Annotated in this window: 11 protein-coding genes; 8 read left to right on the top strand and 3 right to left on the bottom strand. The window is 66.0% G+C overall.

Features of this window, described 5'->3' with window-relative positions:
- Window position 1: 1 nt before the first annotated feature.
- Window positions 2–592, bottom strand: a complete 591-nt coding sequence (locus tag ACFV2X_RS45150) for a 3-phenylpropionate/cinnamic acid dioxygenase subunit beta (protein ID WP_385627708.1) — start codon at window positions 590–592, stop codon at window positions 2–4.
- Window positions 589–1,926, bottom strand: coding sequence for an SRPBCC family protein (locus tag ACFV2X_RS45145; protein WP_385627705.1), 1,338 nt, complete (start codon window positions 1,924–1,926; stop codon window positions 589–591). The genes ACFV2X_RS45150 and ACFV2X_RS45145 overlap by 4 nt, the downstream gene beginning before the upstream one ends.
- A gap of 352 nt (window positions 1,927–2,278) precedes the next feature.
- Between ACFV2X_RS45145 and ACFV2X_RS45140 the strand changes: the two genes are divergently transcribed.
- The 3 genes from ACFV2X_RS45140 to ACFV2X_RS45130 all read left to right on the top strand — a co-directional run bounded on the left by ACFV2X_RS45140 (window position 2,279) and on the right by ACFV2X_RS45130 (window position 6,948).
- Window positions 2,279–3,859, top strand: a complete 1,581-nt coding sequence (locus ACFV2X_RS45140) for a class I adenylate-forming enzyme family protein (RefSeq protein WP_385627703.1) — start codon at window positions 2,279–2,281, stop codon at window positions 3,857–3,859.
- Between the two features lie 153 nt (window positions 3,860–4,012).
- A complete protein-coding gene (locus ACFV2X_RS45135) occupies window positions 4,013–4,174 on the top strand; it encodes a hypothetical protein (protein ID WP_385627700.1) in 162 nt (53 codons plus the stop codon).
- A gap of 503 nt (window positions 4,175–4,677) precedes the next feature.
- The gene (locus ACFV2X_RS45130) at window positions 4,678–6,948 is read left to right on the top strand and encodes an ATP-binding protein (RefSeq protein ID WP_385627699.1); all 2,271 of its coding nucleotides are present in this window, start codon (window positions 4,678–4,680) and stop codon (window positions 6,946–6,948) included.
- Between the two features lie 49 nt (window positions 6,949–6,997).
- On the opposite strand, the gene ACFV2X_RS45125 is transcribed toward ACFV2X_RS45130, so the two are convergent.
- Window positions 6,998–11,299: a CHAT domain-containing protein gene (locus tag ACFV2X_RS45125; RefSeq protein WP_385627698.1), complete on the bottom strand. Its 4,302-nt coding sequence runs from the start codon at window positions 11,297–11,299 to the stop codon at window positions 6,998–7,000.
- Between the two features lie 94 nt (window positions 11,300–11,393).
- Here ACFV2X_RS45125 and ACFV2X_RS45120 point away from each other — a divergent pair, with 94 nt between their 5' ends.
- The 5 genes from ACFV2X_RS45120 to ACFV2X_RS45100 all read left to right on the top strand — a co-directional run bounded on the left by ACFV2X_RS45120 (window position 11,394) and on the right by ACFV2X_RS45100 (window position 14,777).
- The gene (locus ACFV2X_RS45120; RefSeq protein WP_385627695.1) at window positions 11,394–11,753 is read left to right on the top strand and encodes a hypothetical protein; all 360 of its coding nucleotides are present in this window, start codon (window positions 11,394–11,396) and stop codon (window positions 11,751–11,753) included.
- Window positions 11,750–12,610, top strand: a complete 861-nt coding sequence (locus ACFV2X_RS45115) for a hypothetical protein (RefSeq protein ID WP_385627693.1) — start codon at window positions 11,750–11,752, stop codon at window positions 12,608–12,610. Before ACFV2X_RS45120 ends, ACFV2X_RS45115 begins: the two co-directional genes overlap by 4 nt.
- Window positions 12,611–12,925: 315 nt before the next feature.
- Entirely contained in the window at window positions 12,926–13,810 is an 885-nt protein-coding gene (locus tag ACFV2X_RS45110) for a TauD/TfdA dioxygenase family protein (RefSeq protein ID WP_385627690.1), read from the top strand.
- On the top strand, window positions 13,807–14,373 hold the full coding sequence (locus ACFV2X_RS45105) for an FcoT family thioesterase (RefSeq protein ID WP_385627688.1): 567 nt from the start codon (window positions 13,807–13,809) through the stop codon (window positions 14,371–14,373). Before ACFV2X_RS45110 ends, ACFV2X_RS45105 begins: the two co-directional genes overlap by 4 nt.
- Window positions 14,370–14,777 (top strand): acyl carrier protein, encoded by a 408-nt coding sequence (locus tag ACFV2X_RS45100; protein ID WP_385627686.1) that lies wholly within the window; start codon window positions 14,370–14,372, stop codon window positions 14,775–14,777. Before ACFV2X_RS45105 ends, ACFV2X_RS45100 begins: the two co-directional genes overlap by 4 nt.
- Window positions 14,778–14,816: the final 39 nt, after the last annotated feature.

Genomic DNA, 14,816 nt, shown 5'->3' with positions numbered 1-14,816 from the left:
GCTATAGAAAGGTGTTGATAGAAGGTGCCGGCAACGTGCTGTCTTGGAGCAGGATGGTGCGGCGAGCAATACGGAGAGACCCGTCTTTTGCGCGTCGCAGCCTATCTTCGCGACGCGTATACAAGGTGTGCCGCTCGTCCTCGAATCTGCTCGAGTACAGGATCAGAACGGAGTGAACCTCCAGGTTCCTTGGCGCGTCGGCAGATATGACCTCGACGTTACTGACGACGTGCAGATGACGGATCGGAGGGTCCTGGGACCACGCGGCCGGATGTTCAAGGTGTCGTGCGCGCTCCTTGAGTAATCTCTTGTCATGGTCGAAGTAGGCCATCCGCTCAGGCCCATACGCTCCTGCCGGGTCCCGGCACTGGCGGTCTTCGATTCCGGGCATCCAATAATGGATATCATCGGTACACAGCTCCACCCATTGGAAATACTTCCCGGTGTCGAGGAGCCGAGCCTCCTTGTAGAGGAATTGCTCCACCTCTCGTTGCAGAGCCAGCATTTCAAGTACTTCCATGGGCGACTGCGGCAATTGAGATCGCAGGAAACCCGAAGGGGATCGCTGCGAAATATCAGGAGATTCGTTCACGGCATCTCCGCAGTTGTTGAGTCGCTACTGACATCACCCCACGTGGGGGCGAGCATTAGCGCACGCCAGCGTTTATAGTAAGCTCGCGCATTCTCCTCGCTTATCTGCCCCTTAAAAACGTTGAGCCCTTCCGGTGCTCCAGGAAGTGATACGCGGCTTCCCCCGCCCAGCGCGCTGTACAAATGGTGTTTTCTGGTGGCGGTGCCCTGGTGGGACCCGGTCGCACCCTGCCAGGGTGGCACGTCATCACTCTCGAACAAACCGGTCGGCGAAAACGTATGCATTGCCCCTATGCGCCATGCGCGCTTGACTTCCTCGGGAGCGTTCTTGTTCACCAGGACAAAGGTGTGGAGAACGGTCTGGTTGGGAGCCACCGGCCGCCAGACACGAAAGGTGTTCTGCCCCGGAAGGAACGAGAAATTCGGGAAGATCGTCACTGAGCTGGTGGAGCCGACCGCCCAAGCGCGAGGCCATCCAAGTCGCTCGATGAACTGCTCCTCATGCCCCCGCAGATAATCCTTGATCAGCGGCTGCCCAAGGGTGGCAGCATTACCTCGTTTATCAAGGTTGAATTCCCAGCAATGCCCATTGGCATTGACTTGAAAGCTTTCGGCATCAGGACCCCCGAGAAGAGGAACTTGGCGGCCCAGCATCACTTGCGCAGCGGACGCATGGGTATATCGGGCGTGAAGAGCGTCGCTCGCGAAGTTCTCGGCGGGAATTTTATAGTTGCAGGATATTTCAGAGCGGATGGACCCGGGAAGGAACTCCGTCCCTCCTGGATCGTTGTCCAGGACGGTGTCCATCATATAGCTGAACGGACCCAAGTAATCAGCCAGCGAGGGTGCCGCGGGGTCGAGTGTCCCGAAAACTAGTCCTTTATAACTGTCTACTTGTGCGACAGGGCGCAGCCCCAGCTCGGAACGGTCGAATCCAGGCGTACGCTCGAAGGCACTCTCCTCGTGTAGAGATCTCAACTTGCCGTCGGCATCGAACGACCAGCAATGATAGTTGCAGACGAACGTCTTTGCATTTCCGACCGCAGCTCTGACTACAGGGTTTGCTCGATGCGGACAACTATTCAGGTATGCACCGATCGTGTTATCCCGCCGCCGAACAACCAGTACGTTATCCTTCCCCATCCAGGTGGTGAGAAATGATCCGTACTCGGGGAGTTGAGACTCATGTGCGAGGAAGAGCCAACACCGCCCGAATATCCTCTCCAACTCGAGCTCATAAATCTCAGGGTCCTGAAATATTCGAGGGTCGAGCCGGCCTTGGTCCAGCTCTTTCAAAGCCAGAACCTCACGGAGACGGGCAGGTAAATCAGTCATGATGCCTTCTATCTATTGGAGGGATCAGCAGGAAGCCATCGCGCTCGGGCGCAAGCGCCCACCCCTGCCGCTCATGGACCCACATGGACAAACACTCCAGCCCGCGCCGGTCGCACCTTGCGCAACGGACACCCCATCAGATTCCCTGTTCGCAAGCCCCCTCCCAAAGAGTCGATAGGTCGATCGATTGATACAAGCTAACCACTGCCGTCGAGAGCGGTAAACCCCAAGGTGTGGGCACAAGTGGCCAGGTCAGCTCGACAGTGGCAGGGTCCTGACAGTATCCGTGTCAGTCGATTGCGGAATCGGTAGTCTGATGGGCTGCCCATACCAAGGAGGAGGAGGAGGACTCATGTCCTTACCGAAGCCCACCAGGGGAACACCGTCTGCGGTAGGAGTCGGACGGCGTGATCACACCACCGTCGTCGACGCCTTCCGAGATGCGGTCAATACCGTGCCAGATCGCATCGCTCTACGCCAAGGCGAGGGACAGCTCACTTACCGAGAGTATGGGCGGTGCGTGGCCGGCTTGGCGGCATGCCTGGACAAGGCAGGCACGGCCGGCCGGCCTGTGGCACTCGTACTGCCCAACAGCATTGAAATGGCCGTATCCATCTTCGCTGCCCTGACCGCCCGGACCCAAGTAGCACTGTTCAATCCTGCGTACACAGCTGCCGAGTTGCGGCTGCTGCTGGCTGACGCCGCCCCGGCCGCTGTCGTGGCGAGCCCCGGTGCGGACAACATCACAGCCGCGCTGGAGTCCAGTGAACCGCCTGCCTTGTTCACTCTTGGTTCGGCAGACCTGTCGCTTGATTGCTGGCGCAGCGATCCATCACTGGATATCGACAACCGCCACCGTCCTCGTGCCAACGACTTGGCGACTCTCATGTACACAGGAGGAACGACAGGAGTTCCCAAAGGCGTGATCCACGACCACGCCTCGCTCATGGCCACCGTCCAGGCGATGGAAGCCTGTTGGCCTACGCGGGTTGACACCGAGGTATGGGCCACCGTCGCACCGATGACCCACATATGGGGCCTGCTCATGGGCGTGCTCAACCCCGTCTACGGCCGCGCTAGCGTCGTGAGTTTCCCCCGCTTCCAACCCGGCGCCGTGATCGATGCGATGGAAGAATACAAGGTCAGCGTATTTTCTGGAGGCCCCGCAGCAATCTACAGCGGACTATTGGCTGCCCCGAATCTGGCCTCGGCAGATCTTCGGCAACTGCGTGTCTGCCCGGGCGGCGGCGCTCCTTTCCCACCCTCAGTACTCCGCCAATGGAAAGATGCCACTGGCGTGGAGATTCGTGAGGCATATGGCATGACTGAGGTAGCACCTATCACAGGCCAGGTACCTGGGGAAGAAGCGCTGGCTGGCTCCGTGGGCCGGCCTGCACCCCATGTTGAAGTTCGCATCGCTGCGGAAGGAAGCCAAGATCCACAGCCCGTAAACACTTTGGGAGAAATCTTGGTGCGCAGCCCGCAGCGCATGTTCCGTGGCTATCACAGGCGACCGGAAGATACAGCAAAGGCACTTGCCGACGGCTGGTTGCGCACAGGTGACATCGGTCGACTGGACGAGGAGGGATATCTGTACATCGTCGACCGCGCGAAGGATATGATCCTGGTAGGCGGATTTAACGTCTTCCCGCGCGAGATAGACGAGGTCATAGCCTCGCATCCCCACGTTGCATACTCCGTCACCATTGGGGTACCTGATCAACGGAAGGGTGAGCAACCGATATCATTCATCGTGCCCGCTGCGGGAAAGTCTCTTGACGTGAAGAATATTCATCAGCATTGCGCCCAACGCCTTGCCAAGTACAAACGACCCACTAGCATCATTCAATTGGACGAGATTCCGTACACCCCCGCTAGAAAAGTGGACCGTACGGCCTTGCGTTCCCTGTTCATTCACCAATCGAAACCCTAACCGCGCAAGCAGGGCAGGACTTGCGGGCCGGTCAATGCCGACAGGCGCATGGCTCGCAAGTACCTCGGCGTTGGCCTCCCGCAGGAGCCGCAACCTCCTGGGAGAGCGGTGGTCAGCGACGTGGACAGTCGCACCGACTTCCACCGAGCCGCTATGACCGACTCCACCGGCCGCCGCCACCTGGCCATCGCCCCGTTCCCCCACCACCCCCGGCTGCTGCCGCCACCTGCGAGCGGCGCACGGTCCCGGGGCAACCCCGACACCGCGGGACCGCGCGCCGCCGCGCCCCTGTCGCGGGTCCACCTTCATGACTGATTGGTCAATCGAGTATTCCGGCGCCCCCGAGCTCGCTCCGACTGCTTACTGCTGGGGGTTTACCCATCATGGGGCTACTGGTAGGTTCGTCGGTCGATTGACCAATTGAGCCCGGTGACAGTGACGTTGACGATGCCGCTGCCGTGCGGGTTGTTCGCTGGGGGCCACTGCGGCATCACCTTGGAACCTCGGATGTGTGCTGGCGCCACGCAAGGGATGAGGGCAAACGTGGAGGCGCGCAGCTTCGCTCAGGCGCCTCACGCTGGGGGGCGGCGGGGGCAGGCTCATCGCACGGTCTTTCCATCGGATGCGCGAGGATCGAGCGATCCAGAATGTACAGAGCAGGTGCGCGGATCATCGGTTCATCATGGGGCGAAAGGCTCACTATGTTCTCCGGCACTCCTCGCCATCTGGGGCCGGCGTCCCCGCCACGGGCCCCATTTTCAGAACAGGAGTAAAGGTAATGGGAGCAGAGAATTCTCCCAGAGAGGAATGGTTTGTCAGTGCCCGGGCAGTTCAGCTCCGCCTTGCGGCGTCTTCGGTCCCAGCGGGGGCTGTCGCTGCGCCAGTTTGCGCAGATAGTGCACTACAGCCCGGGGTGGCTCAGCAGGATTGAACGAGGGCAGGCCGCGCCCACTCTGGCCTTGGCCCGCAGTTGCGACGACGCCCTGGCCGCGGAGGGCAAACTGCTGAAGCTCGCTCGGCTGGAGGCCCAAAGCCATTTGCGCCCGGCCCAGTTACCTTCTGCGGTCGCCGGCTTCGTCGGCCGCACACATGCGTTAAGCGAGCTCGACGCCGCCATTGCGAAGGCCGAGCGCACTGGTACGGCGCTGGCGGTGGCGATCGACGGCCCTCCCGGCGCGGGCAAAACAGCGCTGACCATCCAGTGGGCGCACCGTGTAGCCGACCGGTTCCCCGGAGGGGTGCTGTTCGCCGATCTCCAAGGGCACTCTCACCAAGGGCGCCCGGCTGAGCCGTTGCAGGTGCTTGAGGACTTTCTGACCGCCCTGGGAACGGAGTCCGTTCCGGACGATCTTGAAGCGCGGTCGGCCCTGTTCCGCACGGTGGTGTCCAACCGGCACGTCCTGGTCGTGCTGGACAACGCCCTCGACTCCCAGCAGGTGAAGCCACTGCTGGTGGGCTCCGCCTCCTGTGCTGTGATCGTGACCAGTCGGCGGCGCCTGACCGGGCTGGGCATCACCGCTGGAGCCCGGCGTCTGTCCCTGGCGCCGATGGGTCCCCAGGAGTCGATCGAGCTGCTTCGCGGCGTCATCGGAGAGAAGCGAGTGAACGCCGAGGAGGACGTGGCCCGGGCGGTGGCGTTCCGGTGTGCGTATCTCCCGTTGGCTCTGCGGATCACAGCGGAGCGTCTGGCGACCCACCCCCGCTGGCCGCTGTCCCATGTAGCCGACGAGTTGTCCGGTAAGGACCGGCTCGAGGTCCTGGTTGACCGCGACAACGACGACCTGGCCGTGCGCAAGGTGTTCGACCTGTCCTACAAGGCGCTGGACGGGGAGACAGCGCGGATGTTCCGGCTGCTTGGCCTGTACCCTGGGCCGCCCATCAGCGCGGCCGCCGCGGCCGCCTTGACCGGGCATTCGCTGGCCCGCACCCGGGATCTGCTCGACGGACTGGTAAGCGTCCACTTGGTAGAGGAGACCGGGCTGGACCGATACTGGATGCATGATCTGCTGCGGGAGTACGCCGCCGACCGGGCCGCGGCTCAGGAGTCGTACGCCGAGCGGCTCGCGGCAGCCCACCGGCTGACGTCCTGGTACACGCTCAGTGTGGATGCCGCCAACATGGCATTGGCTCCGCAGCGGGAGGTTCCGCCGCTTGATCCGCCTCCCACCGGAGTCACCCCGCTGACCTTCACCAGCGATACCGCGGCGGAAGAAGCACGGGCCTGGCTGGATGAAGAGGCGAAGGACTCCGCTGTCCCGATGGGCCGGCTTGCCGCCCGGTACCGGCTTCCGGGGGCGTGGCACATCCCGGGGCGGCTGTGGAACTGGGTGCTCCTGCGCAAGCCGTGGGGCATGTGGATCTCCAGCCACACAATCGGGCTGGAGGCGGCCACGACGTACGGTGGCCCCGGCGATCAGGCCTGGGTCGAGATGAATCTGGGGGAGGCATATCGTCAGTCCGGCTACTACGACCGTGCGGAACAGCACGTCACCCAGGCCCTGACGCTGCGCCGCCGCATCGGCGACCGGCAAGGTCAGGCATGGTGCCTGGAGGCCTTGGGGTTCATCGCCGCCGACCGAAAGGACACCCCGCTGGCACATTTGTACTTCAGCCGGGCTCTGGAGGCCTTCCGGCAGACCGGGGACGCGCACGGGGAGGCCGTGGCGCGATGCAGTCTCGCTGAAGCCGACGGTCTGCTGGGGAACATGACGGCGTCGCAGGTCGGGTTCAAGGAGGGGTTGGCCCTGCATCGCCGGATGGGCGACCTCGTCGGGGAGGGGCTGTGCTGGGATCGGCGCGCTCAGCTGCATCAGCAGCAGGGTGACCTGGTGCAGGCAGTGCAATGCCTGGTTCGAAGCGCCGAGTGCCATTCCCGGGGAGGCAACGACTGGGGGCGAGCCGCCGCGCACGACCTCCGCGCTCAGCTCCTTGGGAAGCTGTCCCGGTGGGAGGAGGCGCGGCAGGCGTACGAGCGGGCGTGGCAGCTCTACGACCGGCTTGGCGATCCCCGAGCCACACGGCTGCGAGACTTGCTGACCATATGGACTCAGGGCGGAGAGCCGTCGGTCACCGGCCCGCTTCGGAGGTGAGCAGGGCCCGCTGGACGCACCTCCTCACCCCGGTCCACCCCTTGCCCGGTCAGGACCCCATGTGCACATAAGGGGCCCACAGCCATGGGCTGCGCGGATAGCGCTCGCGCAGGTCGTGGGTCACGCGGTGCAGCGCCTCAGCGGGCGGAACACCCTCCGCCAAGAGGCCGTACAAGGTCGTGGTGAACTCAGTGGCGTCGCCGTCGGCGACCTCCCACAGGGTGCCGATCACATGGGTGAAGCCCGCGAGCTGGAACGACGAGGCGACATGGTGGGCTTCATCGGCAAGTTGGTAGGAGCCGGCAGCGGATCCGCACGAGGCAAGGAAGACGAGTTCGGCGTCGAGGGACAGTGTCGAGATGTCCGGCAGCGACAGTGAACCGTCCCGCAGCACGAGCTCGTTGGCCGTTCTGCCGAGGAAGCCGGGCCGCGTGTGGCAGGCGAAGTGCGCCCAGGTGTGTTCCGGGAGTTCGCGGAGCACGGCTTGCTTGGTGGCGTTCTCGCCGGTCAGGACGGTACTCCGGGGGAACAGCCCGGCGAGCGCCTGCGCATCCGCCGCCGCGTGTCGCAGCGGCGCTGCCCCGGGCGCTTCCGGTGTGGCGACCACCAGCAGGCGCGGATCACGGGAGATGTGGGAGCGGCTGGACTTGTTGTGCGCGGCATCCTTCGGGCGCAGTGCGTTCAGTGTGGTGGTGTACGACGACATCACGTAGTCGGCGATTCCATGTGCGGCACCGCCGCTGTACTGCCCGGCCGCGTGCAGGGGCAGAAGGCTCAGGAGGCCGGTGGGGCACCACCACAGCCGGGGAAGGGAGGCACCGCCAGGTGTGAGATCCAGTGCCCGGACGACGGGTTCGACGACCGCTTCCCACAGCCAGGTGAGTGTGTCCAGGGCGACCGTGCCCGCCTCCCACCGCTTCTCGGCGGGCTCGTGCGGGTTGTGCAGCACGCCGACCGCCGAGCTGAAGGCCGTGAACCGGTCGGCTACGGACATCAGATCGGCCCGGGGCAACGGCACGCATGTCGCCGTGCCCTCGGAGAGGACGATCGCGTCGCTGCGTATGGTCGCGACGTTGACAACCACCACCGGGCCCTGCTCGGTCAGGGTGCCGAGGTCGGGCACGCCCGGCCGGAGAAAGCTCTCGAAGCCGGGCAGTCCGCGGATCTCGTCGCGTACGCGCTCCCAGGAGCGGACTGTGAGCCGGTGCTCGTCCCTCGTGGGGCCGGCCGCATGGGTCGGAGCATGGTCGGTGCTCGCACCGAGGGACGTCATGGCCTCGCCGAGCGAGCTCAACTCCTCGGCCAGCTCCGGTGCTTGCCGACGCAGATCCGACAGGTCGCTACGGGTCTCGGTGAGCTGTCCGAGCAGAATGCACCGCCCCCGCTCAAGGGGGTCCAATGCCCGGTGGGGATCGCCCAATTGCAGGGCACAGGCCGCGGCCTGCGACGCGAGCAGGAACTCGTCGGCGATGAGCAGCTCGCGGTCGGATCGGTCGAGCCGGTGCCCGGCCAGGCGTGGCAGGAGGTCCACCGCTGCCTCGTAATCTGCCGCCGCGCCTGCCCAGTCGCCGATGGTCGCGGCGAGACCACCCGCCGTCTTGGCGGCATCGATACGTTCCGGAAGGGAGAAGTGCGTGGTCCGGTAGACCCGGCGCCTCAGTTCGAGCACCTCCGCGGTCGAATCCCCCGCCCCGTCGTCGCGCCGTGCCAGAACATGGGAGAGCATCAACAGTGCGCGCACGTGCAGTACGTCGTCCGCGCTCGTCGCGGCCATGGACTCGCGCGCCGCGGCTTCGGCCTCGTCCAGAAGCGGCGATTCCCCGTCGTACCCGTGGACGTCCAGCAGCGCGCCGACCAGGTTGGTGCCCCAGAGCGGCCTGTCCGGGTGATCGGCACGTCCGGTCCGGATCGCCTCGCGCAGCAGCTCGGCGGCTTCTCTGGCGTCCTCCGCGGACGCGCGGTCCCGTGCCCGGCCCAGCAGCGCCACCGCCAGGTAGGACAGCGAGACGGAGCGGTCTTGGCTGCCTGGGGCGCGCAGCGCCAGAGACTTACGGCAGAGGTCCACGATCGCGTCAAGTTCGCGTTCGTGTGCCGTGAAGGGCTCGGCGAAGAGGTCGGTGAAGATGCGGGGACTGCTCTCGCGCGCCCTGCGGGCCAGGTCCATGAAGGGGGCGAGCTGCCGGGCGTGGTGCAGTCTCGCTTCCGCCAGCCGCGCCATGGCCTCCGGGGTCGTGCGCCACGTCTCGGGGCCGGACGCCGCCTCCTCCAGTACGTCGATGGCCTCCAGCAGGGCCGTGCCGTCCCGCGAGACCTCGTAGACCGAGACCAGACAGGCGCCCAGCTCCAACAGGGACTGGGACCGGTCGAAGGAGCCTTCCCGGGCGAATCGCACGGCGGAGCGGCAGACGGGAAGGAGTTCGTCGAGGAGCCTTCTGTCCTGTGTGTTGTTGTACGCGGCGGTGAGGGCTCCCGCGCATCTGCCCAGTCGCAGGCCCCGCTCGCCATCGTCGAGTGCGGGGTCTTCCAGATGGTGTCGGGCCAGCCTCAGCGCCTCCTCCACCGCCGCGCTGTCCAGGGTGAGTTGGAACTCAACGCGGTAGGAGTCCATGAGGTTGAGCTGTGCGCGGCGCGCCTCGGCATGGCCGTCCGGGAGTTCCGCGGACACCGATTCGAGGAGCTGTCTGCCCTGCGCCAGGGCCTCGCGGTCCTCGCCCAGTTCGGCCCGCAGCATCAGCGCGTGCCCCAGTTCGACGCGAACAGGGATGTGCTCGGGGCGGTGAGCTTCGACGTGCTCGGCCGCCGTCCGCAGCACGGCCACCGCATGGTCGGCGTCGGAGACATCGCCCGTGACCGTTGCCGACTCCTTGTAGGACAGCCCGGTGTTCAGCAGCAGCGTCATATAGGCCGGATCGCTCGGATCCAGCGTCCGTACGGCCGCGTGGTTGAGGCGTGCCGATTCCCGCATGGCCTCCACATCGCGCAGCAGGAGCGCTTTCTCCCGAAGCACGTTGCCGAGACAGGACAAGGGGACGACTTCCTCCGGGACCGCCTGATGTGCCCCGCGCGCCCACCGTTCGGCCTCCGCGATGTCGTCGCGCGCGCCCTCGTCGTCCCTGCCGCGGGCGTCGTGTCCGCCTGTCACGTGGTTGTGTACCCGCGCCTTGAGGGCGTTGGCGAGACTGACCATCCGGCTCACGGCATCGGGCCCCGTCCCGTCCGTACCGCCGAGCGCGGCCCGCAGGACCTCCACTGCCTCGTCCAGCGCGGCAACATCACCCGTGGCGGAGTGTGTCATCCGCAGACACAGCCCGAGGTCCGTCCGGTACGCGCGCCGCTCACCGTCACTCGATCCGTGGTGTCCGATGAGCGCCCGCAGCACGCCGGCCCGTGCGCGGAGCAGGGCGGGCTGGTCCTGGGCGATGTGCTGCGGTACGACGCTGGTGAGGGTCTTGAGGGTGCCGTGGGCGCGGGCGTCGGCGCGATCGCATTCCTCGGTCGCGCGCTCGACACACCCGGCGGCCTGCTGGACCCACTCGACGGACGGGGTGCGCAGATGGCCCTCGATGAGAGCCGCCGCCAATCGGAGCCGGACCTGTACCCGTGTCTCCGGGTCCGCGGCCTTCTCCTGGACTCGGTCCCACGCCGCCGCGGCCAGGGAGAGCAGCCGCGGATCTCTTCCCGTACGGCTGCCCGCACCGCTGTGGTAGGCGTTCAGCAGGTTTCCCCCCAACGGGCCGAGCAGCGGTACGGCCTGTTCGTCGGCGACCGGGGCGAGGGAGTGGATCGTGCGCGAGGCCCAGCTGACGGCCTCCTCCAGCGTGCCGGGATCCTCGTCCCCCGCATGCCACTGCAGGAGGACTTCCACCAGGTTGATCTGCAGCATCTCCGGCAGGGCTCCGGCCTCCCGCAGCATGTCGATACCGCGCCGGAGCAGCACGGTTGCCTCGCTCAACTGCGCCGGATCGCCCGTGGTCCGAAAGGCGGTGGCCCGCTCGGCCGCCTCGTTGCCGAGCCGCAGGGCCTCTTCGAGCGGCCGCGGTGTGGCGGATTCCCGAGCGAGTACGGCACCGATCGCATCCGGCACCGCGTCCGGCATCCGCCCCCAAAGGGGACGGAAGAGCCCCAGGGCGTGGCGGAAGTCCGGGCCGTCGTAGGTCTGCTGGGCCACACAGCGGAACCAGTGGAACCAGCCCAGGGCGCGGGCGGCCTCATCGCTCCATGACGTAGGCAGGGACTCGGCGAGGAGCCCCGCAGCCGCCTCTGCCTCCGGCCCGAGCACCTGCCGCGGATCGGCGGTGGACACGAACCGTTCGACCCGTGCCTGCAGCGCCGTGAGCGGTGAAATCCTCATCTTCCCCATCCATCCCCCACGGTGGCGACCCAGCGCGGCGCGTACCATCATGCGGGACGCTGACGCGTCTTCTCCAGCAGCGACAAGGAGCAGCATGGAACGTCGGGGAGATGTCGCGGCCTGGTGTGAAGCACTCCCCCTCCTGCGTCGTCTCGCCGCGGCGCAGGGCCGCGCGGACGAGGTCGCGGAGCTGGTACGCCGGATGCGGACGGACATCGGCGCGGTGACACAACTCGACGAGTTGGGGCGGCAATTCGGTATCCCCGCCGTCGGGCCCAGGTCGATGGTCGGGGTGCCCGGTGTGGCTCCGGGGGTCCCAGTCGACGGGTTGTTCGGCTGTCCCGCGGGTCGGTGCGACCGCGACTGGGTACGGGCGCCGGGTGTGGCGACGCCCGAATGCCACATTTTCGAGGAGCCGTTGACGCGGGCGACGCAGGAGCGGCGCACCCGGTGACCCCCTTCCTCAACGAGCTGGCCAAGCAGCTGGCCGGCAAGTGGGTTTCCCTTCTCGTCGTCCCCGGGGCCCTCCTTGTCGCCGCCGTCACCGTGGGCTGGCGGATACGTTTCGGGGCGTGGCCCGGCGACGAGCGGTTCGTGGCCGAACTCCAGCAGGGCACTGCCTCGGGCGAGCAACTGGCGGCCACCCTGCTGGGTGCCCTGCTGCTGTCGGTCTGTGCGGGGCTGCTGGCACATGGCGCGGGGAGGGCCGTCCACTGGCTGTGGCTCGGCCAATGGCCCGGACGTACCGGCGAGGCACTGACCGGTCGGCGCCGTCGCCGCTGGGAAGGTGCCCAAGACCGCTATGAACAGGCGTACCGCCAGGGGCAGCCGGACGAGGTCCTGGCCCACCTGGCGTACCGGCGCAATCGCATCGCGCTGGCGCCTCCGACGAGACCGACTCACATGGGCGACAACATAGCGGCGCTCAGCATCCGCGTCCGGCTCGAGTACGGCCTCGACCTCGAATTCGGCTGGCCGCGGCTGTGGTTGGTGCTGCCGGAGGAGACCCGAGCGGTGCTGGAGGAGAGAAGGACCGCGCTCAACAGGGCTGCGTCACTGGCCGGTTGGGGCACTCTCTATACCCTCGCGGGAGCCGTTTGGTGGCCACTGGGGTTGGCAGGACTCGGAACGATCCTCGCGGCCGTTGTCCGAGGCCGTTCGGCCATCACGAACCTGGCCCAACTGATGGAGTCCGCGGTCGACCTCCATGGCGCGGACCTCGCCACTTCGCTGGGCATTCCGGTCCCGGACAGTCGCGTCACACCGGAGATCGGCCGCGAGGTCACCCGCGCGGTGCGCAAGGGAGCGTGAAGGGCCAGCGGCTCAGTACGCGCCGGCCAGGGCCAAGCAGGGGCGACCGCGTACGGATTTTCGATTGCCCGTAACCGCATTCATGCACGGAATATCGGGCATTCCCACTTCTTCGGGTCGATCCGGAACCCGCGGAATATTAGAATGCTGCCTTCCGGTAATTATCGCGCTGAGCGCACCGGAACTACGCCGTCATGAAAATGCCAACTTCCTTGACCTCCTTGCCCGAGCAGACACCGCGATGGAAACATCACCTCGCGGACCGGCACAGGTTCCAGTCGCAGGGCCCCAATGGCCGAGGAACGGATTATTCCTATGCAGATCACGCCGCAAGTCGACCAGAAAATGGGTGCCACGGTCACCGAGTTCGACGTGGAAACGCTGTCGACATCCGACGTGCTCCACCTGAAGGATGCGATCTATCAGGAGAAGTTACTCATCCTGAAGGACCAGCACCTCAGTCCGCAGCAGTTCATCGCGCTCGGAAAGGCACTCGGTACGATCGAGGTCTATTACGAGCCGATGTACCACCACCCCGACCACGAAGAGATATTCGTGTCCTCCAGCACCCCGGAGTCGACACAGCAGGTGGGGGTCCCCAAGACCGGTGCGTTCTGGCATGCGGACTACTCCTTCATGCCCAAGCCGTTCGGCATCACGATGACCTACCCACAAGTGGTCCCCAAGACGAACCGGGGAACGCACTACATCGATATGGGAAAGGTGTTCGCCGGCCTGCCCGAAGAACTGCGTTCGGTGGCACGGACGACCAAGGGACTGCACAGCGCGAGGCGCTATTTCAAGATCCGGCCGTCCGATGTCTACCGCCCCATCTGTGAACTCGTGGACGAGATCGAGAAGAAGACCCCGCCAGTGATCCACCCCACGGTCTTCGTCCACCCGGCCACCGGGGAAGAGGTGCTGTATGTCAGCGAGGCCCTGACCTGCGAGCTGCACGACCAGCAGGGCCGGGTGCTCGAGGACGACTCGCTGCACCGGCTGCTCGAGGCCAGTGGTCAGCTCGACACGACGTTCGGCAACGAGCACATTCACACCCAGACGTTCACCGAAGGCGACCTGCTCATCTGGGACAACCGCAGCCTCGTACACCGCGCGCTGCACAGCCCCACACCGGAGCCCAGCACCTCGTACCGGGTGACCGTCCACGACGACCACCCCTTCTTCGGGACGACGACATGACGGCCGGCCCCCTCACTCGGCCGACCGCCGGAACCGCCACGGCACACCCCGACGACCCGGATCTGCGTGAACGGGTGCTGCGTCCCTACCGCACGAACTGCCGGTATCTCGGCCCCGCGGAGGTACGTCTGGAGAACGAGGCCGTCGCCGCCTCCGGTGCGTTCCGCATCGGCGAGTCGTGCTACATCGACGACACCGGCCACTTCAACGCGGTCGAGTTCAACATCTGCTTCAACCAGATTGCCTACTACTTGATCGCCAAGTGCGTTCAGAATCGGCTGCCTCCCGTCTTCGACGCCTGGACACTCGACGACTACTGGCAGCGCCAGCTCTCCGACATTCTGATCACCCGGTACACCAGCAGATTCCACCGCGCGATCCGGGGACAGGAGTTCCGCGGCGAGCTGAGCTTCACCGACTTCAAGCTGCGCTCCGGCGAGAGGGGCAAGGCGCCGTTGGCCCTCATCGAGAGCGAGTGCCGGTTCTGGGACGAGGGCGGCGGACGGTGCACGGGCGAGATCCAGATCGCGCTGACCAACCTGCCGCAGGGTGCGCCGCGATGACCGGACCGGCGAACGCGGTGGATCTGCTGCTCTCGCTCCCCCGGGCGCGCCGCAGGCAGACGCTGGCGGACCTGGTCGATGCCGAGGTCAGAGAGGTCCTGCTGCTCCCGGATGACGCCGAGACGGGCGCCGACGTCAGCTTCTTCGACCTGGGCATGACCTCGCTCCGGCTGACCGAGCTTCGCCAGCGTCTGACCCGGATGCTGGACAGGAGGATCGAGATCGAGGCGTTGTTCGAACACCCGACGTCCCAGGGCCTGACCGATCATCTCGCGGACACCGTGCTCTCCGACGTGTTCCCCGGCACCGTCCCCGCGTCCGCGCCCTCCGCCACGCCCGCACCACAGAACGCTCAGGAGCTGCCGCCGATGGTCCAGGAGATTCTGCGGAACCTCTACAGCTGAGTCCCGCGGAGCGGCCGTGCACCCCATACCAGGAGCGAC

It is taken from the genome of Streptomyces sp. NPDC059679 (assembly GCF_042734105.1).
Classification (GTDB): Bacteria; Actinomycetota; Actinomycetes; order Streptomycetales; family Streptomycetaceae; genus Streptomyces.
This window is presented reverse-complemented; position numbering and strand designations above follow the sequence as displayed.

What these genes read in the sequence shown, in the direction of transcription:
- ACFV2X_RS45145 (WP_385627705.1), bottom strand. Translation starts at nt 1,926, where the DNA reads ATGACTGATTTACCTGCCCGTCTCCGTGAGGTTCTGGCTTTGAAAGAG.
- ACFV2X_RS45140 (WP_385627703.1), top strand. Translation starts at nt 2,279, where the DNA reads ATGTCCTTACCGAAGCCCACCAGGGGAACACCGTCTGCGGTAGGAGTC.
- ACFV2X_RS45135 (WP_385627700.1), top strand. Translation starts at nt 4,013, where the DNA reads ATGACCGACTCCACCGGCCGCCGCCACCTGGCCATCGCCCCGTTCCCC.
- ACFV2X_RS45125 (WP_385627698.1), bottom strand. Translation starts at nt 11,299, where the DNA reads ATGAGGATTTCACCGCTCACGGCGCTGCAGGCACGGGTCGAACGGTTC.
- ACFV2X_RS45120 (WP_385627695.1), top strand. Translation starts at nt 11,394, where the DNA reads ATGGAACGTCGGGGAGATGTCGCGGCCTGGTGTGAAGCACTCCCCCTC.
- ACFV2X_RS45110 (WP_385627690.1), top strand. Translation starts at nt 12,926, where the DNA reads ATGCAGATCACGCCGCAAGTCGACCAGAAAATGGGTGCCACGGTCACC.
- ACFV2X_RS45105 (WP_385627688.1), top strand. Translation starts at nt 13,807, where the DNA reads ATGACGGCCGGCCCCCTCACTCGGCCGACCGCCGGAACCGCCACGGCA.
- ACFV2X_RS45100 (WP_385627686.1), top strand. Translation starts at nt 14,370, where the DNA reads ATGACCGGACCGGCGAACGCGGTGGATCTGCTGCTCTCGCTCCCCCGG.